Below are 24997 nucleotides of genomic sequence, written 5' to 3'. Positions count from 1 at the left end.
AGGAGAACCCATGAGCTCCCTGTCCGTCCAGACCTCCGGCGCCGCCCGCGAGGCCGTCGACCGGCACGTGCCCGCGCTGGTGGGCGACAGGTTCGCCTCCAAGCTCTTCGCCCAGGACCCCACCCTGTGGGGCGCTGCGGCCGAGGACGAGTCCGCCAAGCGGCTGGGCTGGGTGGAGGCCGCCGAGGTCTCCCGCCCGCTCGTCGCCGAGATCACCGCGCTGCGGGAGGAGTTCGCGGCGGAGGGCGTGGACCGGTTCGTGCTGGCGGGCATGGGCGGGTCCTCCCTGGCCCCCGAGGTGATCACCCGGACCGCCGGGGTCGAGCTGTTCGTGCTCGACTCCACGGACCCGGAGATGGTGGGCGCGGCCCTCGCCGACCGCCTCGAGCGCACCGCGATCGTGGTCTCCTCCAAGTCCGGCTCCACCGTGGAGACCGACTCGGCGCGACGGGTCTTCGCCCGGGCGTTCGAGGACGCGGGCATCGACGCCGCCTCGCGCATCGTGGTGGTCACCGACCCCGGCTCGCCCATGGAGGCGTCCGCACGGGAGGCCGGCTACCGCCGGGTCTTCACCGCCGACCCGACCGTGGGCGGGCGCTTCTCGGCGCTCACCGCCTTCGGCCTGGTCCCTTCCGGTCTGGCCGGCGTGGACGTCGGGGCCCTGCTCGACGACGCCGACGAGGCCGGCGAGGTGCTGCGCGAGGACGTCGAGGACAACCCCGGCCTGCACCTGGGCGCGGCGCTCGGCGGCACGCAGCCGCTGCGCAACAAGCTCGTGTTCCGGGACCTGGGCTCCGGGATCGCCGGGTTCGCCGACTGGGCGGAGCAGCTGATCGCCGAGTCCACGGGCAAGGAGGGCAAGGGCGTGCTGCCCGTCGTCGTCGGCGCCGGCGACGCCCCGGAGGCCTCCTCGGGGGCCTCCGACGTCCTCGTCGTGGAGCTCGTCGGCGTGGACGAGGAGCAGGCCCCCGAGGGCGACGTCGTGCGGGTCTCCGGCTCCCTCGGCGCCCAGCTCATGCTGTGGGAGGTCGCCACCGCGGCGGCCGGGCGGCTGCTCGGCATCAACCCGTACGACCAGCCCGACGTGGAGTCCGCCAAGAACGCCACCCGCGCCCTGCTCGAGGACAAGCCGCAGCCCACGGCCGCGGACGTCGTGGACGGGCCCGTGGAGATCCGCGGGGCGCAGGAGCTGCTCGACGGGGCACAGACGGTCGAGGACGCGCTCGCCAAGCTGCTCGCGCAGCTGCCGGAGAACGGCTACCTGTCCGTGCAGGCGTACTTCGACCGGCTCTCGTGGGCCGAGCTGGAGAGCGTCCGCCCCGTCCTCGCCCGGGCCACCGGCCGGCCCGTGACGTTCGGCTGGGGCCCCCGGTTCCTGCACTCCACCGGCCAGTACCACAAGGGCGGACCGGCGGAGGGCGTGTACCTGCAGATCACCGCCGCCTCGGAGACGGACCTCGAGATCCCGGACAGCCCGTTCAGCTTCGGCGAGCTGATCTCCGCCCAGGCCGACGGGGACGCCCAGGTCCTCGCCGACCACGGGCGGCCCGTGCTGCGGCTGCGGCTCGCGGACCGCGCCGCGGGCGTGGACCGGCTGCGCCGGGCCGTCGACGCCCTCGGCGGCTGACCCGGCCGGCGCGACCGGACCGCTGACCTAGAATGGGAGCACGCCACGGTCGGCGCGGGAGTTCCCGCGCCGACCGTTGCGCGTGCAGGCCCCCGTGGGTGCCACGGCCCCGCAGAGACGTGAAGGAGTACCGTTGCCAGACAACAACGCCCGCAATCCCCTGCGGGACCCGAGGGACAGGCGGCTCGTCCGGGTCGCCGCCCCGTCGGCGCTCGTGCTCTTCGGCGTGACGGGAGACCTCGCGAAGAAGAAGCTGCTGCCGGCGATGTACGACCTCGTCAACCGGGGTCTGCTGCCGCCGTCCTTCGCGCTCGTCGGCTTCGGCCGCCGCGACTGGTCCCACGAGCAGTTCCGCGAGGTGGTGCGCGAGTCCGTCGAGGCGCACGCCCGCACCCCCTTCCAGGAGGACGTGTGGCGCCAGTTCGCCTCCGGCGTCCGGTTCGTGCGCGGGGAGTTCGACGAGGACAAGGCCTACGAGGCGCTCAAGTCGACCCTCAAGGAGCTCGACGTGCACTCGGGGACGCGCGGCAACCACGCGTTCTACCTCTCGATCCCGCCGAAGGCGTTCGAGACGGTCTGCCAGCAGCTCGCCGACCACGGCCTGGCCCAGCACGAGAACGCCTCCGGGTGGCGCCGCGTGGTCATCGAGAAGCCCTTCGGCCACGACCTCGAGTCCGCGCAGGAGCTCAACGCCATCGTGGAGCGGGTGTTCCCGGCGGACTCGGTGTTCCGCATCGACCACTACCTGGGCAAGGAGACGGTGCAGAACATCCTGGCGCTGCGCTTCGCGAACCAGATGTTCGAGCCCCTGTGGAACGCGCAGTTCGTGGACCACGTGCAGATCACCATGGCCGAGGACATCGGCATCGGCTCCCGCGCCGGCTACTACGACGGCGTGGGCGCGGCCCGCGACGTCATCCAGAACCACCTGCTGCAGCTGCTGGCCCTCACGGCCATGGAGGAGCCGCTGTCCTTCCAGGCCCACCACATGCGCGCCGAGAAGGCGAAGGTCCTGGCCTCCGTCGTCGTCCCCGAGGACCGGGCGGCGCACTCGGCGCTCGGCCAGTACGAGGCCGGTCTGCAGGGCGGTGAGCGCGTGCGGGGCTTCCTCGAGGAGCAGGACATCCCCGCCGACTCCCGCACCGAGACCTACGCGGCGCTGCGCGTGGACATCAACAACCGCCGGTGGGCGGGCGTGCCGTTCTACCTGCGCGCCGGCAAGCGCCTGGGCCGGCGGGTGACCGAGATCGCGGTGCAGTTCAAGAACTCCCCCAACCTGCTGTTCGGGGACAACGGCCACGAGGACCTGGGACAGAACGTCATCGTGGTCCGGATCCAGCCCGACGAGGGCGTGACCATCCGGCTGGGCTCCAAGGTGCCCGGGACCCAGTCGGAGATCCGGGACGTCACGATGGACTTCGGCTACGGCCACTCGTTCACCGAGTCCAGCCCGGAGGCCTACGAGCGCCTGATCCTCGACCTGCTGCTCGGGGAACCACCACTGTTCCCCGACCACGAGGAGGTCGAGCTGTCCTGGCGGATCCTCGACCCCTTCGAGCAGTGCTGGTCGGAGCAGGAGATCATGCCGGAGCCCTACGCGCCCGGGTCCTGGGGACCCGCCGCCGCCGACGAGCTGCTGGCCCGCGACGGACGCGTCTGGAGGCGACCGTGATCGTTTCGATGGAGAACACCACCACCTCGGCCATCGACAAGAAGCTGAGCCAGCTGCGGGACCAGCACGGCGTCGTCACGCTCGGCCGGGTCCTCACGCTCGTGATCCTCGCCCAGGCCGGGCACTCCGAGGCCGCCCTGGAGGCCGCGAACTTCGCGAGCCACGAGCACCCGTGCCGGATCCTCGTGCACGTGGCGCACTCCCAGGCGGAGAGCACCCGGCTCGACGCCCAGCTGCGCATGGGCGGTGACGCCGGCGCCTCCGAGGTCATCGTGCTGCACGGCTACGGCGAGCTCGCCGAGCCCACCGAGACCCTGTTCTCGGCGCTGCTGCTGCCGGACGCCCCGATCGTCGCCTGGTGGGCGCACACGGTGCCGCCGCCCTCGCCGCACACCTCGTCCATCGCCGGGATCGCCCACCGGCGGATCACGGACTCCGCGCGCAGCGACGACGCCTACGAGGCGCTCGCCGAGCTGAGCACCCGGTACGTCCCCGGCGACACGGATCTCGCCTGGACCCGGGTGACCAACTGGCGGATCCAACTGGCCGCGGTCCTGGACCAGGCGGAGCCCGCGCCCGTGCGCGAGGTCGTCGTGGAGGGATGCGGCCGCTCCCCCAGCGTGGTGCTGCTCGGCACGTGGCTGGGCACCCGGCTCGACGCCGACGTGACGCTGGTCAACAGCCCCGGGCCCCGCCGCCTCGACCGGGTGACCCTGGTCCGGGACGACGGCGAGATCGTGCTCGAGCGCCCGGGCCGGTCCGTGGCGATGCTGCGGCAGCCCGGTCAGCCCGACCAGCAGATCGCCATGCCCGTGCGGGACCTCAACGCCTGCATCGCCGAGGAGCTCCGGCGCCTGGACCCCGACGAGGTCTACGGCGAGGTGATCACGACCGGCCTGCGGGACGTGCGGATCGCCCAGATCGTGGACACCGCCGGCGAGCTCACCCCCGGCGCCGCACGGTTCCTCGCCGAGCACGGCGGCCGCCTCCCCGACCGGGACCGGACGACGCCCGACGACGCCCCGGCGGACGAGCCGGCGGAACCGGACTCCGGTGCGGTCCCGGCCGCCGAGGCATCCGTCCCGGCACCCGAGACGTCCGTCCTGGCCCCCGGGGAGGAGCGCGCATGAGCGCCGAGCTGGAGACCGTCGCCCACCCGGACAAGCAGTCGCTCGCCGCGGACACCGCGGACCGGGTCCTCGACGTGGTCGTGGCGGCGCAGGAGGAGCGCGGGGAGGCGAGCCTCGTGCTCACCGGCGGGAGCATGGGCACCGCGGTGCTCGCGGCCCTCGCCGCCTCCGCCCGCCGGGACGAGGTCGACTGGACCCGCGTCGACGTGTGGTGGTCGGACGAGCGCTTCGTGGCCGGCGACAGCGCCGATCGCAACTGCGTCCAGGCCGTCGAGGCCGTGGGCGGGGCCCTGGACCTGAACCCGGACCGGGTGCACTACATGGGCAGCGCCGACGACTTCGCCACCGCCGAGGACGCCGCCTTCGACTACCGGCGCGAGCTGGCGGCGGCGGCCGACGCGGAGCAGCGGACGGAGGCGTACCCCCGGTTCGACCTCTCGCTGCTGGGCCTGGGCCCCGACGGCCACGTGGCCTCCCTGTTCCCGGGGCTGCCGCACGTGCACGAGCAGGACGCCACCGTGCTGGGGGTGCGAGACTCCCCCAAGCCCCCGCCGGAGCGGGTGACCATGACGCTGCCGATGATCAACAGCGCGGAGCGGGTCTGGTTCCTCGTGGCCGGGGCGGACAAGGCAGGGGCGGTCGCGGCCGTCCGCGGCGGCGCCCCGATCGAACGCACGCCCGGGGCCGGAGTGCGCGGGACCGAGGAGACGCTGCTGCTGGTCACGCAGGACGCCCTCGACGGCTGACGCGTCGGGCCGCCGGGGCGAAGCACCCCGAGTGACCGGACGGTAGTCACGCCGTAGTGACGCCTGTGCCGTCATGCTCACCGATGAGAGTCGGCACCCGAGCGCCTGGCGAAGAGAACGGGATCCATGACCATGGAGATCCTGCGTACCTGTGGCGACATCCGGACGAGCGCGGACGGCCGGTGAGGTCGTGTTCCCGGCACGTCCCGTCCGCGTCGGCACCGTCCTGGCCGCCGGCGTCCTCGTGGTGCTCACGGCGTGCGGCCGGGGCGGACCCGACGACGGCGCCGAGCCGGCGAACGGATCCCCTGCGGCCGAGCAGACCACCGAGCCGGAATCGGACCTTTCCGCGCGGACCTCGGACGGCTCCACGGACCTTCCGAGTGCCGAGCCCGGCTCCGAGGACGCCGCCGGGCCCGGGCGTGACGGCTCCGACCGCGACCGATCCGACGGTGCCGCTCCCGACGGTGCCGCTCCCGGCGGTGGGAGCAACGGCGGTGGGGGTCCCGACGGTGCGCGTCCCGGCGGCGAGGGCAACGGCGGTGCGCGTCCCGGCGGCGGGAACGACGGCGAGGGCAGCACCCCGGCCCCTCCTCGCGTCGCTCCCGTGATCGGCGGTCTGCCGATCGGACCCGTCGGTCCCGGAGAACCGGGATGGTACGTGGCCCTGCGCGCCGGCACGTGCGACCACGACAGCCTGGCCGGCGCGAGCGCGCAGGACGCCGCCTCCCTGTTGTGCCGGGCGGCCGTGACCAACGACGAGGCGCTCTGGTCCCAGGGGGCGGCGGCACTGGCTGCCGCGCCGCTGCCGCAGAGCTGTCACGACGTTGCGGCGGTCGCCATGCTGCAGCGTCTGGTGCAGTTCCACCGGGACCACCCCGAGGACGTGCCCGTGCTCGTCGACACGCCGGGCACCGCCTGCCCCCTGTCCATCACGGGGCTCGCGACCGCGCCGGACGAGGCCGGCGAGTCCGCCGTGCCCGTGCCGCCGTGCGGAGGCGTTCCTGTCCACCTGCGCGGAAACGTGCAGGACCGGGCCCTGCCCGTGGGCAGCGTGCAGTTCGTCACCGTGGGCCCGACTCCCGTGCCGATCCAGTGGGCATCGACCGGACCGTTCTTCGTGGCGCCCCCGGCACCGGTCCCGGAGGCGGGTGGTTCGCTGCCGGTGGCCCTCTCGGGCTCCGGCTACGTGCTCGAGGACCCGGCCCTCAGCACGGTCGCCCTGGACTACGCCCCCGGCACGACGGCATGTCCGGCCCCCGGCTCCTGACGGGCCGCTGCGGCTGCGGTACCGGGCGGCAACGATGACGGAGACCGCTGCCCCGACCGGCTCCGTGTGGTCGCACGTCCTGGGCTACGTGTCGGTCATCGGGCCGCCGGCCACCGTGGTCACGGCCCTGGTGTTCTACTTCGGCTGGGCTCGCGCGAAGGCGCAGGCCGAGTGGATGGGACTGCACGTCAACCTGTTCGGCTACACCACGCGGGACTTCGCGCTGCTGAGCATCAGCGCGCTGTACCTGCCGCTGCTGCTGCTGGTCGCGCTGGCGATGCTGTGGGTCTGGCTGGACCGGCTGCTGCGGAGACGCATCGACCGGGGAGCGGCCGGCAGGTGGGCGACCACACTGCCGCGGGCGGCTCTGCTCGGTGCAGGGGCCCTGATCGGCCTCATGGTCGTCCTGCTGTTCGCCGAACGCGTCTACAGCCCCCTGTACGCCCCGTACCTCGTCACCGCCGGCGTGCTCGTGGCCGCGTGGGCCGTCCGCATCCGCCGCTGTGCCGCTGCCGTGGAGGGCCCTCGACGGCCCGCCGAGCAGCAGGCCGTCGAGGCGACGCTGCTCCTGGTCCTCGTAGCGCTGCTGCTCTTCTGGGGAACCTCGAACTTCGCGGAGGCCCGTGGACGGGGGCTCGCGGAGGATCTCGAGGTGAACCTGCCGTGGCTGCCCCGGGCGCAGGTCTACAGCCAGGAACCACTGGGCCTCGACGTCCTGGGGGTCACGACGCACGAGCTGGGCACGGCCGAGGCCCCGCTGTACCGCTACGACGGGCTGCGCCTGCTCACCGTCAGCGGGGAACGGTACTTCTTCCTCCACGAGGGGTGGTCCGTCGAGGAGGGAACGGTGGTGGTGCTGCCCGACGACGCCTCGTTGCGGGTCCAGTACGGGCGCTGATCCGGGGCGCGGGGACCGCACGTCGCCGGGCGCATGCGGCGGCCCCTCAGCGCGGACGACCCCCGGCTTCCCCGGCCGAGCACGGACTTCCGTGGTCGGCCGGGGAGGCCGGGGGTCGTTCGACCAGCCGTCGGCTCAGACGGCCACTTCGGCGAAGCGCATGGTCAGCGCGTAGGCCGCGATGGACAGGGCCCAGACCACGGCCGTGGTGGTGGTGAGGCGGACCAGGTTCTTCTGCGCCACGCCCGAGGTGTTGAGGGACTGGGTCATGCCGCCGCCGAACATGTCGGAGAGGCCCCCGCCCTTGCCCTTGTTGAGCAGGACGAGGAGAACGGCCAGGAGGCTCGTGAGCACGATGATCGCCAGGAGCACGTTCTGCAGAATTTCCACTGGGGCCTTCCCTCGGGGGTGTCCGTCGAGCAGCCGCGCCCGGCGGGCGCGGACGGTCAGGGGGTCGTGATCAGTCGGTCACGAGGTGCTGCTCGAACCTGGCAATGCTAGCAAACTCCTCGGCGTCGAGGCTGGCGCCGCCGACGAGGACGCCGTCCACGTCCTTGCCCTTGAGGATCGAGCCGGCGTTGGCAGCCTTCGCGGAACCGCCGTAGAGGATGCGGGTCTTCGCGGCGGTCCCGTCGTCGTAGAGCCCGGCCAGCTCGGCGCGGATGGCGGCGGCCATCTCCTGGGCGTCCTCGGGACCGGCGACCTCGCCGGTGCCGATCGCCCAGACGGGCTCGTAGGCCACCACGAGCTCGGCCACCCGGTCCGCCTCGAGGCCGGCGATGGAGCCGCGCAGCTGCTCGAGCGTGAAGGCGACGTGCTCGCCGGCCTGCCGGACCTCGAGGCCCTCGCCGACGCACAGCACCGGGACCAGGCCGTGGCGGTGGGCGGCGGCGATCTTGGCGTTGCACAGCTCGTCGGACTCGCCGTGGACCGTGCGGCGCTCGGAGTGGCCCACGAGCACGTAGGTGCAGCCGAGCTTGGCCAGGAACTGGCCGGAGATGTCGCCGGTGTAGGCGCCGGAGTCCTGGTCGGAGAGGTCCTGGGCGCCGTAGACGACGCGCAGGTCGTCACCGTCCACGAGGCTCTGGACGGAGCGGAGGTCGGTGAACGGCGGGAAGACGGCCACCTCGGCGCGGGAGTAGTCGTGCTTGGCGTCGTCCAGGGTCCACGCCAGCTTCTGCAGCAGGGTGATCGCCTGGGCGTGGTCCATGTTCATCTTCCAGTTGCCGGCGATCAGCGGCGTGCGGTCGAACTGACCGTTGGTCTGCGAGGTCATGGGGACTCCTGTCCGCGGCGGGTGCGCCGCTCGTCGTGCGGTTCGGCAGTGGTGCGCTGGGCGGCGGGGGCGCCCCGGGCCGTGCGGCCCCGGGGCGCCCCCGGCGCCGTGGCGGGGAGCGTGCGGGTCAGGCGCCCAGGGCCACGACCCCGGGGAGCTCCTTGCCCTCGATGAACTCGAGGGAGGCGCCGCCGCCGGTGGAGATGTGCCCGAACTGGTCGTCGGAGAACCCGAGGTTGCGCACGGCCGAGGCGGAGTCGCCGCCGCCGATGACGCTCATCGCGTCCGAGGCCACCACGGCCTCGGCGACCGCCCGGGTGCCCCCGGCGAAGGCCTCCATCTCGAACACGCCCGCGGGGCCGTTCCAGAACACGGTCTTCGCGCCGCGGATCCGCTCGGCGAACAGCTTCGCGGACTCGGGGCCGATGTCCAGGCCGAGACCGGTGGAGCCGATCTCCCCGTCCTCGATGGCGTCGACCGGGCGCACCTCGTGCGCGGCGTCCGCGGCGAACTCCGCCGCGTAGACGATGTCCACGGGCAGGACGATCTCGGTGCCGGCCGCGGAGGCCTTCTCGAGGTAGTCCTTGACCGTCCCGATCTGGTCCTGCTCCAGGAGGGACCCGCCCACGGAGTGCCCCTGGGCGGCGAGGAACGTGAAGACCATGCCGCCGCCGATGAGCAGCGAGTCGGCCTTGCCGATGAGGTTCTCGATCACGGCGAGCTTGTCGGAGACCTTGGACCCGCCCATGACCACCACGAAGGGGCGCTCGGGGGCGGAGACCACCTTGGTGAGCACGTCCAGCTCCCGCTTGACGAGGTCGCCCAGGTAGGCCGGGAGCCGGTGGGCGATGTCGAACACCGAGGCGTGCTTGCGGTGCACCGCGCCGAAGGCGTCGTCCACGTAGGCCCCGTTCTCGCCCGTCAGGGCGGCGAGCTCGTCCGCGAAGGCGCCGCGCTCGGCGTCGTCCTTCGAGGTCTCGCGGGGGTCGAAGCGGACGTTCTCGATCACGAGCACCTCGCCGTCGGCGAGGGCCTCGGCCTTGGCCCGGGCGTCCTCCCCGACGACGTCGGAGGCGACCGCCACGGGGAAGTCGGCCAGCTCGGCCAGCTTCCGCGCGGCGGGCGCGATCGAGTACTTCGGGTCGACCTGCCCCTTGGGCCGGCCCAGGTGCGCCATCACGATGACGCGGGCCCCGGCGTCGGCCAGCTTCTTCAGGACCGGCAGGGACGCGCGGACGCGCCCGTCGTCGGTCACGGTGGAGCCGTCCAGGGGGACGTTGAGGTCGGAGCGGACCAGGACGCGGCGCCCGGCGACGCCGTCGGCGATCAGTTCGTCAAGTGCATGAGCCATGCCACTCACCCTACCCCGGCGGCGTCGCGCGGCGACGGGCTCAGAGCTGCGCGCCGACGTGGGAGACGACGTTGACGAGGCGGGAGGTGTAGCCCCACTCGTTGTCGTACCAGGCGATGACCTTGACCTGGTTGCCGATGACCTTCGTCAGCGGGGCGTCGAAGATCGTGGAGATGCTGTCGCCCTGGATGTCCGAGGAGACGATGGGGTCCTCGGTGTACTTGACGATGCCCTTCATGGGGCCCTCGGCGGCCTCCTTCATGGCGGCGTTGACCGACTCGACGGTGACCTCCTTCTGGGCGTCGAAGGTGAGGTCCACGACGGAGCCGGTGGGCACGGGCACGCGCACGGCGAAACCGTCCAGCTTGCCCTTGAGCTCGGGCAGCACGAGGCCCACGGCGGCGGCCGCGCCGGTGGTGGTGGGCACCATGTTGAGGGCGGCGGCGCGGGCGCGGCGCAGGTCGCTGTGCGGGCCGTCCTGCAGGTTCTGGTCCGCGGTGTAGGCGTGGATGGTGGTCATCAGACCCCGCTCGATGCCGAACGCGTCGTTGAGGACCTTCGCCATGGGCGCGAGGCAGTTCGTGGTGCAGGAGGCCGCGGAGACGATGTTCATCGACGCGGCGTCGTAGGTGTCGAGGTTGACGCCGGGCACGAACGTGCCGTCGATCTCCTTGCCCGGGGCGGACAGGACGACCTTCTTGGCGCCGCCGTCCAGGTGGGCCTTGGCCTTGGAGCCGTTGGTGAAGCGGCCGGTCGACTCGACGACGACGTCCACGCCGAGCTCGCCCCAGGGCAGCTTGGCGGGGTCGGGCTCGGCGAGGAACTTGACCTCGTGGCCGTCGACGCTCATGGTGTCGCCGTTGAGCGTCACCTCGCCGGGGAACCGGCCCATGATGGAGTCGTACTTGAAGAGGTGGACCAGGGCCTCCGGGTCCGTGAGGTCGTTCACGGCCACGACCTCGATGTTCTCGCCCTGCTCGCGCGCCGCGCGGAGGAAGTTGCGTCCGATGCGTCCGAAACCGTTGATGCCCACTCGAATGGTCACTGGGTACTCCTGTGTTGGTCGGGGTCTAGATCGTTGAACCAGGTCCCATTCTACGTGGTTATCCCTGGGATGTCTTGGGGTCGTGAAAGATTCACCCGGTATTCATCGCCAAACCCATACAATCCCACATCGAGGGATGCGGACCCTCGGAAACCCACGCGGGACCAAAGCCCTCTCCCGGCGCGGCCCCGGAGTGACCGCGCCGGCGCAGCGGCGCCGGCGCGCCCCGCTCAGGAGGGCAGGGCCTCCGCGGCGACACCGGCGTCGGTGCCCGGGAGGTTCAGCTCCTCCGCCCGGCGGTCCGCCATGGCCAGCAGCCGGCGGATCCGGCCCGCCACGGCGTCCTTGGTGAGCGGGGGGTCGGCGAGCCGGCCCAGCTCGTCGAGGCTGGCCTGCTTGTTGGACAGCCGCAGCTCCCCCGCCTGCCGCAGGTGCTCCGGGACCTCGTCGCCGAGGATCTCCAGGGCGCGCTCCACCCGGGCGCCGGCGGCCACGGCGGCCTGCGCGGAGCGGCGGAGGTTGGCGTCGTCGAAGTTGGCGAGGCGGTTGGCGGTGGCGCGCACCTCCTTGCGCATCCGCCGGTCCTCCCACTGGAGGAGCGTCTGGTGGGCGCCCATCCGGGTGAGCAGCGCGGCGATCGCGTCCCCGTCCCGCACGACCACCCGGTCCACGCCGCGCACCTCGCGGGCCTTCGCGAGGACGCCGAGCCGGCGGGCCGCGCCCACGAGCGCGAGGGCGGCCTCCGGGCCGGGGCAGGTGAACTCCATCGCGGCGGAGCGGCCGGGCTCCGTGAGGGAGCCGTGGGCCAGGAAGGCCCCGCGCAGCACCGCTTCGGCGTCGGCCACGGCCCCGTTGACCACGGCGGGCGGGAGCCCGCGCACGGGGCGCCCGCGCGAGTCGAGCAGTCCCGTCTGGCGGGCGAGGGCCTCGCCGTCCTCGACGACGCGCACCACGTAGGAGCTCCCGCGCCGCAGTCCCCCGCCGGAGACGACCACGATCTCGCTGTCGTGGCCGAAGACCTCGTGGACGGCGCGGCGCACCCTGCGCGCGGTGGCGCCGAGGTCCACCTCCGCCTCGACGACGATGCGTCCCGAGACGATGTGGAGCCCACCCGCGAAGCGCAGCAGGGCGGAGAGCTCGGCGCGGCGCTCCGAGGACCTCTTGATCTCGAGGCGGGACAGTTCTTCCTTCACCGATGACGTCAGGGCCACGCGGTTCCTTTCCTGGGGATGCTGGGGTGTGTGGGGGTGGGGCGGCAGGCTCAGCGGTGGCGCTCGAAGATCTCCTGGTAGGCGGCCGCGAGCCGGAGCGTGTTGTGCACGGCGGTGCCGGGGTGCGCCCGGACGTCGGCGTAGAAGACCTCGGCGCCCAGGCCGCGGGCGACCTCCTCGAGGTCGGCGCCGTCCTCGGTGGCCGAGGGGTCGGCGAGGACCACGTCCAGGGTCAGCTCGGGGCAGTAGTCGTGCAGGACCCGCAGGTGGTCGGCGGCGGTCTTGCCGCGCGTCTCGGTGTCCGGCGAGAGGTTCAGGGTGACGCAGCGGCGCGCCGGCGAGCCGCAGATCGCCTGCCGCAGCTCGGGCAGCAGCAGGTGCGGCAGCACGGAGGTGTGCCACGAGCCCGGCCCCATGATCACCCAGTCGGCGAGCCCGACCGCCTCGACCGCCTGCGGGCAGGCCGGGGCGTCCGGGGGCACGAGCCGCACGTTGCAGACGTCGGCCTGCTTCGCCAGGACCGCCTGCCCGGTGATCGTGCGGACCGTGCCGGCCTCGCTCGCGCAGCCGCTCGCGCTCCCGCCGGACAGGGCGCCGGGGACGTCGCCGGCGATGACCAGCGGCTGCGTGGACATCGGCAGCACCCGGCCGCGGGCGCCCAGCAGGGCGCCCGCCCACTCGAGCCCCGCCACCGGGTCCCCCAGCAGCTCCCATAGCGTGACGATGAGCAGGTTGCCCAGCGCGTGGTTGTCGAGGGTCGTGGTACGCCCCTCCGAGGAGCTGAACCGGTGCTGCATGACGTCGCGCCACGTCCGGCCCCACTCGGAGTCGTCGCACAGCGCGGCGAGCGCCATCCGCAGGTCCCCCGGGGGCAGGACGCCGAGCTCGTCGCGCAGCCGGCCGGAGGAGCCGCCGTCGTCGGCCACCGTCACGACCGCCGTGAGCACCGGGGTGATCCGGCGCAGCGCGGCGAGGTTCGCCGAGAGCCCGTGCCCGCCGCCGAGGGCGACCACGGAGGGGCTGGCGCCGCCGGGCCGCCGGGCGGAGGGGTCGGGCGAGTGGTGGGGGTCGGCATCGGCGCCGCTGCTGAGGGGCAGCCGGGGGAACGCGCCGGTGGGAGGAAGGGTCATCGGGGGTCCCATCGCGGTGAGGGCGAGCCGGTCACTCCCGGCCCATGTCCCGGTGCTGGATGTTGACCGTCACGAGCGGCAGCTTGGCGAGCCTGCGGGCCACCTCCTCGCTCACGGCCACGGAGCGGTGTTTCCCGCCCGTGCAGCCGATCGCGATGGTGGCGTAGTGCTTGTTCTCCGTACGGTATCCCGCGAAGACGGGTTCGAGCATGGCGACGAACCGGTCCACGAACTGCCGGGGGCCGTCGTCCTGGAAGACGTAGTCCCGGACCTCGTCGTCCTTGCCGGTGCGCGGGCGCAGCGACGGGACCCAGTGCGGGTTGGGGATGAACCGGACGTCGGCCACGTAGTTGGCGTCCGCGGGGACCCCGTACTTGAAGCCGAAGCTGAGCACGGTCAGGCGCAGGACCACGGGCCCGTTCGTGGAGAACAGGTCGGCCACGGCCCGGGACAGGGCGTGCACGTTGAACGCGGAGGTGTCCAGGACCACGTCGGCCGATTCCCGCAGGTCCGTCAGCAGGGCGCGCTCGGCGCGGATCCCGTCGAGGATCCGGCCGCCGGCCTGCAGCGGGTGGGGCCGGCGCTGGTGCTCGTAGCGGGAGACCAGGACCTCGTCGGCGGCGTCCAGGAAGAGCACCGAGAAGTCGACGTCGGACGCCTCGAGGGCGGCCAGCGTCTCCTTCATGTCGCTGAACAGGGCCTTGCCGCGCACGTCGATGACGACCGCCAGCTTGGGCAGGGCCTGCGGCGTCCGGGAGACGAGGTCGGCGAGGGTGTGCAGCATCTGCGGCGGCAGGTTGTCGACCACGTACCAGCCGAGGTCCTCGAGGGCGTTCGCGGCCGTGCTGCGCCCGGCCCCGGACATGCCCGTCACGACGAGCAGCTCCGAGCTGGTCGGTTTCGCGTGGTCGGTCCCGTCCGCCGTCCCGACGTCCGCTCCGGCGGTGTGCTCGCTCATGTCCGCTCCGTCTCCCGTCGTGGTGGCCTGCGCCCGTGGTCCCGCCCCAGCCTAACGAAGTCGGCGGGGCCCCGCCGTGACCCCGGCGGCGCGCCCGGGCTCAGGACAGCACCTCACCGGTGGTCATGTTGACCGCCGGGGCGGTGGTGTCGTCGGAGGCCTGCAGCGCGGCGGCCACCTTCTCGGCGAGGGTCCGCCCGAAGCCGGGGACCTGCTCCAGCTCCTCGACCCGGGCCGCCCGGAGCTTCTTGACGGAGCCGAAGTGCTTGAGCAGGGCCTTCTGCTTGGCGGGGCCCACCCCGGGCAGCTCGTCGAGCACGGAGACCGTCATGGCGGAGGAGCGCTTCTTGCGGTGGAAGGTGATGGCGAAGCGGTGGGCCTCGTCGCGGATCCGCTGGAGCAGGTAGAGGCCCTGGCTCGCGCGCGGCAGGATCACGGGGAACTCGTCGTCCGGCACCCAGACCTCCTCGAGCCGCTTGGCCAGGCCGACCACGTGGACGTCGTCGATCCCGAGCTCGCGCAGCGCCCGGGCGGCGGCGGCGACCTGCGGGGGCCCGCCGTCGACCACCACCAGGCTGGGCGGATACGCGAACCGCGCCCGCTCGGGGGCCTCGGCCCCCGCGTCCACCTGCCCGGTGCGCGGCCCGGCGGCCTCCCGCTCGGCCTGCTCCTCGAGGTGGCGGCGGAAGCGCCGGGAGATGACGTCGTGCATGGACGCGGTGTCGTCCCGGGCGGCCTCGCCGGTGACCGAGAACTTCCGGTAGTCCGACTTCTTGGGCAGCCCGTCCTCGAAGACGACCATGGAGGCGACGACGTTGGTCCCCTGCACGTGCGAGATGTCGTAGCACTCGATGCGCATCAGCGCCACGGGGATGTCGAGGGCCTCCTGCAGCTCCTGCAGGGACGCGGAGCGGGTCGTGATGTCGCCCGCCCGCCGGGACTTGTGCAGCTTCAGCGCCTGCCGGGCGTTCTCCTGCACCGTCTCCATGAGGTGCGCCTTCTCCCCGCGCTGCGGCACGGCGATCGTCACGCGCGATCCGCGCAGCCCCGAGAGCCACTCCTCGAGCCGGTCGGCGCTGTCGGCGGGCTCGGAGAGCAGCACGGTGCGCGGGATGGCGTCCTCCCGGTAGGCGAGCTCCGCGGAGGGCCGGTGCTTCGATCCGCCCGAGGACGGGGGCGCGGCGGCGTGGGCGCTCTCGGCGGCGTCCGCGGCGGTGTCGCCGTAGACCTGCTCGAGCAGCTGCTCCAGCAGGCGTCCGCCGTCGGCCTCCTCGACCTTCTCGGTGACCCAGCCGCGCTGGCCGCGGATCCGGCCGCCCCGGACGTGGAAGACCTGGACGGCGGCCTCCAGCTCGTCCTCGGCGAGCGCGAAGAAGTCGGCGTCGGTGCTGTCGGAGAGCACCACGGCGTTGCGCTCGAAGGCCTTCTCCAGGGCGGCGATGTCGTCCCGGCGCGCGGCGGCGGTCTCGAAGTCCATGGCCGCGGCGGCCTCCTGCATCTGCCGCTGCAGCTCCTTGATGAACGGGGTCGCGTGCCCGGCCATGAACCGGCACAGGTCCTCCGCGAGGGCGTAGTGGTCCTCCTCGGAGATCCGCCCCACGCACGGGGCGGAGCACTTGTCGATGTAGCCCAGCAGGCACGGGCGCCCGGACTGCTCGGCGCGCCGGTAGACGCCCTTGGAGCAGGTGCGCACGGGGAAGACCCGCAGCAGGGCGTCGAGGGTCTCGCGGATCGCCCAGGCCTGGGAGTAGGGGCCGAAGTAGCGGTTGCCCTTCTTCTTCTCCCCCCGGACCACCTGGGCCCGCGGCACGGACTCGGCCATCGTGACGGCGAGGTAGGGGTAGGACTTGTCGTCCCGGTAGGCGATGTTGAACCGGGGCTTGAACTCCTTGATCCACGTGTACTCGAGCTGCAGGGACTCCAGCTCGCTGCCCACCACGGTCCACTCGACCCCGGCCGCGGTGGTGACCATGGCGCGGGTCTTGGGGCTCAGGGCGTGCGGGGGCGCGAAGTAGGAGCTCAGCCGGTTGCGCAGGTTCTTGGCCTTGCCCACGTAGACCACGCGCCCGTACTCGTCGCGGAAGCGGTAGACCCCCGGGGCGGTCGGGATGTCCTGGCGGGCGGGGCGGTAGCTCTCCGGATCGGCCACGGTCCGGTCCCCCTCAGCTGCCGGTCGGGGCCGGGGCGGTGTACCGGGCCAGGAGCTCCCCGAGCTCGGCGGCGTCCCGGGCCACGGCGGCGAAGCCGGTCCCCAGCTCGTCCTCGTCGGCGAAGCCCCAGGCGACGCCCAGGCAGTCGATCCCGTGGGCGAGCGCGCCCTCGGCGTCGTAGCGGCGGTCCCCGATCATGACCGTGCGCGCGGGGTCCGGGGCGGTCACGCCGAGCCGGCGCAGGGCCTCCCCGATGATGGCGGGCTTGTCGTGGGCCAGTCCGTCGCGCGGGGCGGCCGCGGCGTCGTCGGCGGCCCCCGAGACGGTCTCGAACCACCGGGTGAGGCCGAACCGCTCGACGGCGAGCTCGGCGGTGGGCTCGGGCTTCTGGGTGGCCACGGCCATCCGCACGCCGGCCCCGTGCAGGCGCTCCAGGAGCTCCTCCACCCCCGGGTAGATCCGGGTCTGCGCGAGCCCCTCGGTGCGGTAGCGGGCCCGGTAGGTGGCGACCACCGCCGGGATGTCCTCCTCCGGGACGTCGGTGAAGGTCCGCAGGGAGAAGCCCACGGGCGGGCCCACGAACCGGCGCAGGTCCTCGGGCACGGCGTGGCCGTGCTCGGCCAGGGCCCGCGCGATGCCGCCGGTGATCGCCCCGGCAGGGTCCAGGAGGGTGCCGTCGAGGTCCCAGAGCACCACGGGGGCGGTCATCGGGCGGCCCCCGCCGGGACGGGGCGCTCGGCGAGCACCTCCGCCAGGAACCGGCCGGTGTGGCTGTTCGTGTTCCGGGCCACCTGCTCGGGGGTGCCCTCGGCCACGACCTGCCCGCCGCCGGAGCCGCCGTCCGGGCCGAGGTCCACGATCCAGTCGGCGGACTTGATGACGTCCAGGTTGTGCTCGATGGTCATCACCGTGTTGCCCTTGTCCACGAGCCCCTGCAGCACGAGCAGCAGCTTGCGGATGTCCTCGAAGTGCAGGCCGGTGGTGGGCTCGTCCAGCACGTAGATGGAGCGGCCGTTGGAGCGCTTCTGCAGCTCCGCGCCGAGCTTCACGCGCTGGGCCTCACCGCCGGACAGGGTCGTGGCGGGCTGGCCCAGGCGGACGTAGCCGAGGCCGACGTCCACGAGGGTGTTGAGGTGCCGGGCGATCGGGCCGAACGCCTTGAAGAACTCGGCGGCCTCCTCGATGGGCATCTCCAGGACCTCGGCGATGGTCTTGCCCTTGTAGTGCACCTCGAGGGTCTCCCGGTTGTACCGGGCGCCCTTGCACACCTCGCACGGGACGTAGACGTCCGGCAGGAAGTTCATCTCGATCTTGATCGTGCCGTCGCCCGAGCACGCCTCGCAGCGCCCGCCCTTGACGTTGAAGGAGAACCGGCCGGCCTGGTAGCCGCGCACCTTCGCCTCCGGGGTCTCGGCGAAGAGCTTGCGGATGTGGTCGAACACGCCCGTGTACGTGGCGGGGTTGGAGCGCGGGGTCCGCCCGATCGGGCTCTGGTCCACGTGCACCACCTTGTCGAGCTGGTCCACGCCGTCGATCCGCTTGTGCCGGCCGGGGACCTGCTTGGCCCCGTTGAGCTTGTTGGCCAGCGCCGTGTAGAGGATGTCGTTGACCAGGGTGGACTTCCCGGACCCGGACACCCCGGTCACCGCGGTCAGCACCCCGAGCGGGAAGGAGACGTCGATGCCGCGCAGGTTGTTCTCCCGCGCGCCCACGACCTTGAGCATCCGCTTGCGGTCGATCGTCCGGCGCTGCGCGGGCACCCGGATGGCCCGGCGGCCCGAGAGGTAGTCGGCCGTGATGGACTCCTCGTTGGCGAGCAGCTCGGCGTAGGTCCCGGAGTGCACCACGCGCCCGCCGCGCTCGCCGGCGCCGGGGCCGACGTCCACGATCCAGTCGGCCTCGCGGATGGTGTCCTCGTCGTGCTCGACGACGATCAGGGTGTTGCCCATGTCCCGCAGCTTGGTGAGGGTCCCGATGAGCCGGCGGTTGTCCCGCTGGTGCAGGCCGATCGAGGGCTCGTCCAGGACGTAGAGCACGCCCACGAGCCCGGCCCCGATCTGGGTGGCCAGGCGGATGCGCTGGGCCTCGCCGCCGGACAGCGTCGCGGCGGCGCGCTCCAGGTTGAGGTAGTCCAGGCCCACGTCCACGAGGAACGTCAGGCGCGCCTGGATCTCCTTGAGCACCTGCTCGCCGATCTTCGTCTCGCGGGTGCTGAGCTCCAGGTCCCGGAAGAACGCGTGGGCGTCCCGCATGGGCATGCGGGTGGTCTCGGCGATGTTCTTCCCGCCCACGGTCACGGCGAGCATGGTCGGGTTCAGCCGGGCGCCGTCGCAGGCCGGGCACGCCACCTGGCGCATGTACTGCTCGTAGCGGTCCTTGGCGTTGTCCGACTCCGTCTCCGCGTGCTTGCGCTTGATGTAGCCGATCACGCCCTCGAAGCCCTGGGTGTAGCGGCGCTCCCGGCCGAACCGGTTCCGGTAGGCCACGGTGACCTGGTAGTCCTTGCCCTCGAGGATCGCCTTGCGCGCCTTGGCGGGCAGCTTCCCCCACGGGGTGACCAGGTCGAAGCCGAGCTCCTGGCCCAGGCCGGCGAGCAGGCGGTTCCAGTACTCGCTCGTGGCCTTGCCGAGCGACCACGGGGCGATCGCGCCCTCCACGAGGGAGAGGTCCGGGTTGGGGACCACAAGCTCCTCGTCGACCTCGAGCCGCGAGCCGATGCCGTCGCACTCCGGGCACGCGCCGAACGGGGCGTTGAAGGAGAAGGAGCGGGGCTCGATCTCGTCGGCCTGCAGGGGGTGCTCGTTGGGGCAGGCGAGGTTCTCGGAGAACGGGCGGCGCAGCTCCAGCGGGTGGGCGATCTCCTCGTCCGAGCGGGGCACGAGCTCGACGACGACGCGCCCCTCGGCGAGGCCCAGCGCCGTCTCGACGGAGTCGGTCAGGCGCTGGCGGATGCCCTCCTTGACCACGAGCCGGTCCACGACCACCTCGATCGTGTGCTTGTACTGCTTCTTGAGCTTGGGCGGGTCCGAGAGCTGGACCGTCTCGCCGTCCACGGTGGCGCGGGAGAAGCCCTTCGCGGAGAGCTCCTGGAAGAGGTCCACGAACTCGCCCTTGCGCTCGCGCACCACGGGCGCGAGCACCTGGAAGCGGGTCGTCTCCGGCATCTCGAGGAGCTGGTCCACGATCTGCTGCGGGGTCTGCTTCTTGATCGCCTCGCCGCACTCGGGACAGTGCGGGTGGCCGACACGCGCCCACAGCAGGCGCATGTAGTCGTAGATCTCGGTGATCGTGCCCACGGTGGAGCGCGGGTTGCGGGAGGTGGACTTCTGGTCGATGGACACCGCCGGGGACAGGCCCTCGATGAAGTCGACGTCCGGCTTGTCCACCCGGCCCAGGAACATCCGGGCGTAGGAGGACAGGGACTCGACGTAGCGGCGCTGGCCCTCGGCGAAGATCGTGTCGAAGGCCAGCGACGACTTCCCGGAGCCGGAGAGCCCCGTGAACACGACCATGGCGTCCCGCGGCACGGTCAGCGAGACGTTGTCGAGGTTGTGCTCGCGCGCGCCCTGCACCACGATCTCGGTGAGGTCGGACCGGCGGGCGGTCCGGGCGCCGGTGGCGGTCACCGGCCCGTCGAGGGCTTCGGAGGAATCGGTCGACGGGTTCAGGACCAGGGTGGACGTGGGGATCGGCTCAGACACGCCCTCCACTCTAGTACCGGGCCCGGACATCGGGGCCGGGTCCGTGGGCGGGTTCACACCCGGTCCACGGGGCCGGTGGAGGTGTCCTCGCGGACCCGGTCCGGGGCCGCTCCGCCGGCGGCGCCGTCCGCGCCCGGACCGGTCTCCTCGGCGTGCGGGCCGGCCGCGGCCTCCTGCTGCCGGCGCCGGATCTCGCGGGCGTCGAGGGTGCGGGTGACGACCTTGAGCCGGCCCGTGGCGGGGTCCACCTCCACGATGTCCACGGTGCGCCGCAGCGGCACCTCCTTGATGAGGAGCACCGCGAGCAGCGTCACGAGGGACGCGACGGCGGCGACCAGGAAGACGAGACCGGTGCCCGTGCCGTAGGCCTCGCGCACCACGCCCTCGACGGAGGCGGGCAGCGACTCCAGGTCCATCGTGGAGCTGTCCACCGCGGCGGGGTCCCCGCCGCGGGCGCGGGTGCTCTCGGCGAGCTGCCGGGCCAGGTGGGAGCTCATGAGGGCGCCGAACACGGCGACCGCCACGGCGCCGCCCATGGTGCGGAAGAAGGCCACCGAGGAGGACGCCGCGCCCATGTCCTTGAGCCCCACGGTGTTCTGGACGGCCAGGACCAGGTTCTGGTTCAGCGCGCCGATGCCCAGGCCCACGAGGAAGATGAAGACGCTCACGGCCCACAGCGCGGTGTCGTGCGTGAGCGTGGCGGCGAGGAACAGGCCCGTGGACATGAGCACGGCGGCGACCACCAGGATGATCTTCCACCGCCCGTAGCGGGTGATCAGCTGCCCGGCGACCGTGGCGCCCACGAGGGAGCCGAAGACCTGCGGCAGCATGAGCATCCCAGCCATGGTGGGGCTGAAGCCCTGACCCAGCTGGAAGTACTGGCCGAGGTAGGTGGTCGAGGCGAACATGGCCGCGCCGGTGGCGATGGCCGCGAGGATGGCCAGCGCGGTGGTGCGCTCGGTGACCACGCGGATGGGCAGCACCGGCTCGGCGGCGCGCTGCTCCACGAGCACGAACAGCACGGAGCCCACGAGCGCGGTGGCCACGAGGGCCGCGGAGGTCGCCGAGACCCACTCGAACATGCCCGGCTGCCCGGCCAGGGACACCCACAGCAGCAGCGCGGAGGCCGAGACGATCAGCAGCACGATGCCGAGCCAGTCGATGCTCACCTTCCGGGGCGCCTGCGGCGGGATGTGCAGGGTGCGGTGGACGAGCACGGCCGCCAGGACCGCCAGCGGGGCGGGGATGAGGAACACCCAGCGCCAGCCGAAGAGGTCCACGATGAGCCCGCCGAGCAGCGGGCCGGCGGAGGTGGCCACGGCCATGACGGCGCCCATGTAGCCGGCGTAGCGGCCGCGCTCCCGGGGCGGGATGATCGTGCCCATGATGGTCATGGCCAGGGCCATGATCCCGCCCATGGCCACGCCCTGGACCACGCGGGCCAGGATGAGGAACTCGATGGTCGGGGCCAGCCCGGCCATGGCCGAGCCGAGCACGAAGATCACGATGGACAGCTGCAGCAGCTTCTTCTTGTCGAAGAGGTCGGCGAGCTTGCCCCAGACGGGCGTGGTCGCGGCGTTGGCGAGGAGGGTGCCGGTGACCGTCCAGGACAAGGACGTCTGGTCCCCGCCGAGGTCGGCCATGATCACGGGCAGGGCCGTGCCGATGATCGTGAGGGTGACCATCGCCATGAAGAACACCGAGAGGATCCCCGTGAGCGCCCGCATGACCTCCTGGTGGGAGGCGCCGGTCCCCCCGCCCGGTGCGGTGGTCGGTTGCTGTGACGTCATGGTGCGGTGTGCTCCTCGTGCTCTCGGTCTGCGTGGTCCCGGTCCGGCTGGTCCCGGCAGGACGTGGTGCGCTCCACGCCGAGGGAGTCCAGGAAGACGGTGGTGATCTCGTTGATGGCCCCGCGGCTGGTGCGGGCCTGCTCCTCGTCCCAGCCCTCGAGCCGCGCGGCGAGACGCTGGGCGTCCTGCTCGAGCACGGCCCGGACGTGCTCCCGGCCCCGATCCGTGATGGCGACCAGCGCGGCGCGCCCGTCGTCGGGGTCGGGGGTGCGCTCCACGTGGCCCTCCTCCTCGAGGACGGCCAGCTGGCGGCTCAGCCCGGAGGGCCCGAGACCTGTCTCGGCGGCCATCACGGTGGCCCGGCGGGGCCCGTTGCCGTCGAGGTAGTAGAGCAGGGCGATCGCCGTGGGGTTGAGCCGGCGCGGGCCGGCGTCGGTCTTGGTCACGCGCTTCATGACGCGCTGCAGCTCGAGCAGGTCGCGCACCAGCTCCACGGCGGTGTCGTGGGAGACGGGCAACGGAGGCTCCTCCGGGATCGGGGATGTTCGGGGCGACAACGACGAAGGGGCACCCGGTCCGCACTCCCCGCTCCTCGCGGGGTCCCGCGTCGACGACGACGCGGGCGTGGTGCCACCGGATGCCTTGATGTTTTGTTGCCTCACGCAACTTTATCCGGACGGTGTGGGGAAGCCAACCCCGGCGCCCGTGCCGTCGGACACACCGCCCGGCGCCCCGGCGCTCCCGCGATTGGCCAGTGCCAGGAGTCGGGAGTACCTTCGTCCTCATGATCGCAACGAAGACGGAGGTCACCGACCTCTCCGAGGTCACGATTCGCCGGATCTCCGTGAGCGAGATGGACAACAACGTCTACCTCCTCACCTCCAAGGACGAGGGCACGCAGGTCCTCATCGACGCGGCCGACGACGCCCGGGCCATCGCCGGTCTCGTGGGCGCCGGCAACGGCGACTGCTCGCAGGCCTACGGCAATCTCCAGCTCATCATCACCACCCACTCGCACTGGGACCACGTCCGCGCCCTGGAGGAGGTCCGCTCCCGCTCCGAGGCCATGACGGCGTGCGGCGCCGACGACGAGTCCGACATCGCCGTGCCCATGGACCTGACCTTCGAGGACGGCGACACGGCGGAGTTCGACGGCTTCGACCTGGAGGTCATCGGCCTGCGCGGGCACACCCCCGGCTCGATCGCCCTGGTCTACCGCGACCCGCAGGGCCCGGCGCACATCTTCTCCGGCGACTCCCTCTTCCCCGGCGGTGTGGGCAAGACGAACAGCCCCGAGGACTTCCAGCAGCTGATGGACGACGTCACCGAGCGCGTCTTCGAGCGCTTCGAGGACGACACCGTGGTCCACCCCGGCCACGGGAAGCCGACCACGCTGGGGGCGGAGCGCCCGCACCTCGAGGAGTGGCGGGCCCGCGGGTGGTAGGCCCCGGGCCCGCGGCGGCCGTCACCGCCGCGCCCGACCGCGGCGCCTACACCGCCGTCCTGCTCTTCCCCGTGCTCGTCCTCGCGGGCGGGCTCGTGGGCTTCCTCGCCCCTGGCGCCGTGAGCGGCCTGTCCGGGTGGATCAACCCCTTGCTGGGCGTGGTCATGTTCGGCATGGGCCTGACCCTGCGGCCCGTGGACTTCGCGCTCGTGGCGAAGCGGCCGCTGCCGGTACTGCTCGGCGTCGGGGCCCAGTATGTGATCATGCCGCTCGTGGCCCTGCTCGTGGTGTTCCTGCTGCGGCTGCCGCCGGAGCTCGCCGCGGGCGTGATCCTGGTGGGCTGCGCGCCCGGGGGGACGGCCTCCAACGTGGTCGCCTACCTCGCCCGCGGCGACGTGGCCCTGTCCGTCGCCATGACCTCGATCTCCACGCTGCTCGCACCGCTGCTGACCCCGCTGCTCACCCTGTGGCTGGCCGGGCAGTACCTGCCGGTGGACGGCGGGGCGATGGCATGGTCGATCACCAAGATCGTCCTCCTGCCCGTCGTCGCGGGCCTCGCCGTCCGACTGCTCGCGCCCCGCCTGGTCGAGCGCGCCCTGCCCGCCCTGCCGTGGGTGTCGGTGGCGGCCATCGCCGTGATCGTGGCCATCGTCGTCTCGGGCAGCGCCGACCGGATCGTGGAGGCGGGCCTGCTCGTGCTCGCGGCCGTGGCCCTGCACAACGTCCTGGGCCTGGTCCTCGGCCACCTCGTGGGGGCGGTGACGCGGCAGCCGATCGCCGTGCGCCGCACCACCGCCGTGGAGGTGGGCATGCAGAACTCGGGGCTGGCCGCCGGGCTCGCCGCCCAGTACATGAACCCCCTCGCCGCCCTGCCTGCCGCGGTGTTCTCGGTCTGGCACAACCTCTCGGGCGCCCTGTTCGCCCTGCTCTGCCGCCGTGCCGACGCGCGGGCGGCGCGCCGGCTCCCAGGAGCCTGAGAATCCCCGCGACCCGCTGTGCGCGGCACCGGGCCTCGGCTACGGTGAGGCCCATGACCTTCGCCGCGCCCCGCGCCCCGTCAACGAGCGCAGAGCGCACCGGCGCGGCGACGCACGAGGCCCTCGAGGCCGTCCGCCGCGCCCCCTCGATCCTCGACGGCATCCGCCGCGCCGACGACCTGCTGCAGGCGGTCCGGGAGGATCCAGCCGGGGCGCTGCCCGTGCTCGCGGAGGAGATCCGCCGGCGCGACGACCACGTCGCGGCGATCGCCGCCGTCCATGCCCTCGCCTCCGTGCCCGGGTCCCGGGCGGACACGCTCCTCACCGCGCTCCTCGACGACGAGCCGTGGCTGCGGGAGCACACCGCATGGGTGCTCACCGACCGCGCGCCCCTCCCCCGCGCCGCAGCGCACCTCGCCGACCTCGTCGCCGACGGCGGCTTCCCCGGCATGCTGGCCCAGCGCACCCTGCAGGCCTGGGCCCCGGCGGCACCGGACACGGTCGGGACCGCTCTCGAGCACGCCCTCGCGGGAGCCGTCGCCCCCGGACCCCGCGCACGGCTCGCCGAGACCCTGGGGCTCGTCCCCGGGGCCGGGCCCGCCGCACGGCTCCGCGCCCTGG

Annotated in this window: 20 protein-coding genes and 1 pseudogene; 9 read left to right on the top strand and 12 right to left on the bottom strand. The window is 72.9% G+C overall.

Translation table 11 applies throughout. The features are described from left to right. Positions 1-10 precede the first annotated feature (10 nt). The 6 genes from CRM73_RS01380 (at position 11) to CRM73_RS01355 (ending at position 7343) form a co-directional block, all read left to right on the top strand. Positions 11-1627 carry a glucose-6-phosphate isomerase gene (locus CRM73_RS01380; protein WP_229586534.1) on the top strand — a complete coding sequence of 539 codons (1617 nt, stop codon included), beginning with the start codon at positions 11-13 and terminating at the stop codon, positions 1625-1627. A gap of 160 nt (positions 1628-1787) precedes the next feature. Continuing rightward, positions 1788-3299 carry a glucose-6-phosphate dehydrogenase gene (zwf, locus tag CRM73_RS01375; protein WP_017832799.1) on the top strand — a complete coding sequence of 504 codons (1512 nt, stop codon included), beginning with the start codon at positions 1788-1790 and terminating at the stop codon, positions 3297-3299. Beyond that, on the top strand, positions 3296-4429 hold the full coding sequence (locus tag CRM73_RS01370) for a glucose-6-phosphate dehydrogenase assembly protein OpcA (protein ID WP_017832800.1): 1134 nt from the start codon (positions 3296-3298) through the stop codon (positions 4427-4429). Before zwf ends, CRM73_RS01370 begins: the two co-directional genes overlap by 4 nt. After that, positions 4426-5175 (top strand): 6-phosphogluconolactonase, encoded by a 750-nt coding sequence (gene pgl / locus CRM73_RS01365; protein WP_229586531.1) that lies wholly within the window; start codon positions 4426-4428, stop codon positions 5173-5175. Before CRM73_RS01370 ends, pgl begins: the two co-directional genes overlap by 4 nt. Positions 5176-5836: 661 nt before the next feature. Then, complete coding sequence (locus CRM73_RS01360; RefSeq protein ID WP_126346344.1) at positions 5837-6445, top strand: hypothetical protein; 609 nt, start codon at positions 5837-5839, stop codon at positions 6443-6445. Between the two features lie 34 nt (positions 6446-6479). After that, positions 6480-7343, top strand: a complete 864-nt coding sequence (locus tag CRM73_RS01355) for a hypothetical protein (RefSeq protein WP_109268936.1) — start codon at positions 6480-6482, stop codon at positions 7341-7343. A gap of 135 nt (positions 7344-7478) precedes the next feature. Here the strand turns inward: CRM73_RS01355 and secG are convergent, their stop codons facing one another. The 12 genes from secG to CRM73_RS01295 all read right to left on the bottom strand — a co-directional run bounded on the left by secG (position 7479) and on the right by CRM73_RS01295 (position 22473). Next, on the bottom strand, positions 7479-7733 hold the full coding sequence (gene secG / locus CRM73_RS01350; RefSeq protein WP_035923973.1) for a preprotein translocase subunit SecG: 255 nt from the start codon (positions 7731-7733) through the stop codon (positions 7479-7481). A gap of 70 nt (positions 7734-7803) precedes the next feature. Continuing rightward, a complete protein-coding gene (tpiA, locus tag CRM73_RS01345) occupies positions 7804-8619 on the bottom strand; it encodes a triose-phosphate isomerase (RefSeq protein WP_095651535.1) in 816 nt (271 codons plus the stop codon). Between the two features lie 127 nt (positions 8620-8746). Continuing rightward, the gene (pgk, locus tag CRM73_RS01340) at positions 8747-9970 is read right to left on the bottom strand and encodes a phosphoglycerate kinase (RefSeq protein ID WP_017832805.1); all 1224 of its coding nucleotides are present in this window, start codon (positions 9968-9970) and stop codon (positions 8747-8749) included. Positions 9971-10010: 40 nt separating this feature from the next. Continuing rightward, the gene (gene gap, locus CRM73_RS01335) at positions 10011-11015 is read right to left on the bottom strand and encodes a type I glyceraldehyde-3-phosphate dehydrogenase (protein WP_031282661.1); all 1005 of its coding nucleotides are present in this window, start codon (positions 11013-11015) and stop codon (positions 10011-10013) included. Positions 11016-11245: 230 nt separating this feature from the next. Continuing rightward, positions 11246-12226: a DNA-binding protein WhiA gene (whiA, locus tag CRM73_RS01330; protein ID WP_031282663.1), complete on the bottom strand. Its 981-nt coding sequence runs from the start codon at positions 12224-12226 to the stop codon at positions 11246-11248. A gap of 50 nt (positions 12227-12276) precedes the next feature. Further along, the gene (gene yvcK, locus CRM73_RS01325) at positions 12277-13356 is read right to left on the bottom strand and encodes a uridine diphosphate-N-acetylglucosamine-binding protein YvcK (protein ID WP_109222858.1); all 1080 of its coding nucleotides are present in this window, start codon (positions 13354-13356) and stop codon (positions 12277-12279) included. A gap of 31 nt (positions 13357-13387) precedes the next feature. Next, positions 13388-14314: an RNase adapter RapZ gene (gene rapZ / locus CRM73_RS01320; RefSeq protein WP_095651779.1), complete on the bottom strand. Its 927-nt coding sequence runs from the start codon at positions 14312-14314 to the stop codon at positions 13388-13390. Between the two features lie 100 nt (positions 14315-14414). Then, a complete protein-coding gene (uvrC, locus tag CRM73_RS01315; RefSeq protein ID WP_229586529.1) occupies positions 14415-16463 on the bottom strand; it encodes an excinuclease ABC subunit UvrC in 2049 nt (682 codons plus the stop codon). Positions 16464-16476: 13 nt separating this feature from the next. After that, positions 16477-17172 (bottom strand): HAD hydrolase-like protein, encoded by a 696-nt coding sequence (locus CRM73_RS01310; protein WP_229586527.1) that lies wholly within the window; start codon positions 17170-17172, stop codon positions 16477-16479. Continuing rightward, a complete protein-coding gene (gene uvrA / locus CRM73_RS01305) occupies positions 17169-20174 on the bottom strand; it encodes an excinuclease ABC subunit UvrA (protein ID WP_229586557.1) in 3006 nt (1001 codons plus the stop codon). Before uvrA ends, CRM73_RS01310 begins: the two co-directional genes overlap by 4 nt. Before the next feature lie 44 nt (positions 20175-20218). Beyond that, on the bottom strand, positions 20219-21955 hold the full coding sequence (locus CRM73_RS01300; protein ID WP_229586525.1) for an MDR family MFS transporter: 1737 nt from the start codon (positions 21953-21955) through the stop codon (positions 20219-20221). Then, complete coding sequence (locus tag CRM73_RS01295; RefSeq protein ID WP_052132723.1) at positions 21952-22473, bottom strand: MarR family winged helix-turn-helix transcriptional regulator; 522 nt, start codon at positions 22471-22473, stop codon at positions 21952-21954. The genes CRM73_RS01300 and CRM73_RS01295 overlap by 4 nt, the downstream gene beginning before the upstream one ends. Positions 22474-22739: 266 nt before the next feature. Here CRM73_RS01295 and CRM73_RS01290 point away from each other — a divergent pair, with 266 nt between their 5' ends. The 3 genes and pseudogenes from CRM73_RS01290 to CRM73_RS01280 form a co-directional block, all read left to right on the top strand. Then, positions 22740-23399, top strand: a complete 660-nt coding sequence (locus CRM73_RS01290; protein WP_229586523.1) for an MBL fold metallo-hydrolase — start codon at positions 22740-22742, stop codon at positions 23397-23399. Beyond that, the gene (locus tag CRM73_RS01285) at positions 23393-24376 is read left to right on the top strand and encodes a bile acid:sodium symporter family protein (RefSeq protein ID WP_035924107.1); all 984 of its coding nucleotides are present in this window, start codon (positions 23393-23395) and stop codon (positions 24374-24376) included. Before CRM73_RS01290 ends, CRM73_RS01285 begins: the two co-directional genes overlap by 7 nt. Positions 24377-24429: 53 nt before the next feature. Continuing rightward, positions 24430-24997: pseudogene (locus CRM73_RS01280) on the top strand (hypothetical protein); the annotation flags it as partial.

Origin of the sequence: Kocuria sp. CCUG 69068, from assembly GCF_020833785.1 — a bacterium.
Classification (GTDB): domain Bacteria; phylum Actinomycetota; class Actinomycetes; order Actinomycetales; family Micrococcaceae; genus Kocuria; species Kocuria rosea.
The sequence above is the reverse complement of the archived record's forward strand: the minus strand, read 5'-3'. Positions and strand labels throughout refer to the sequence as shown.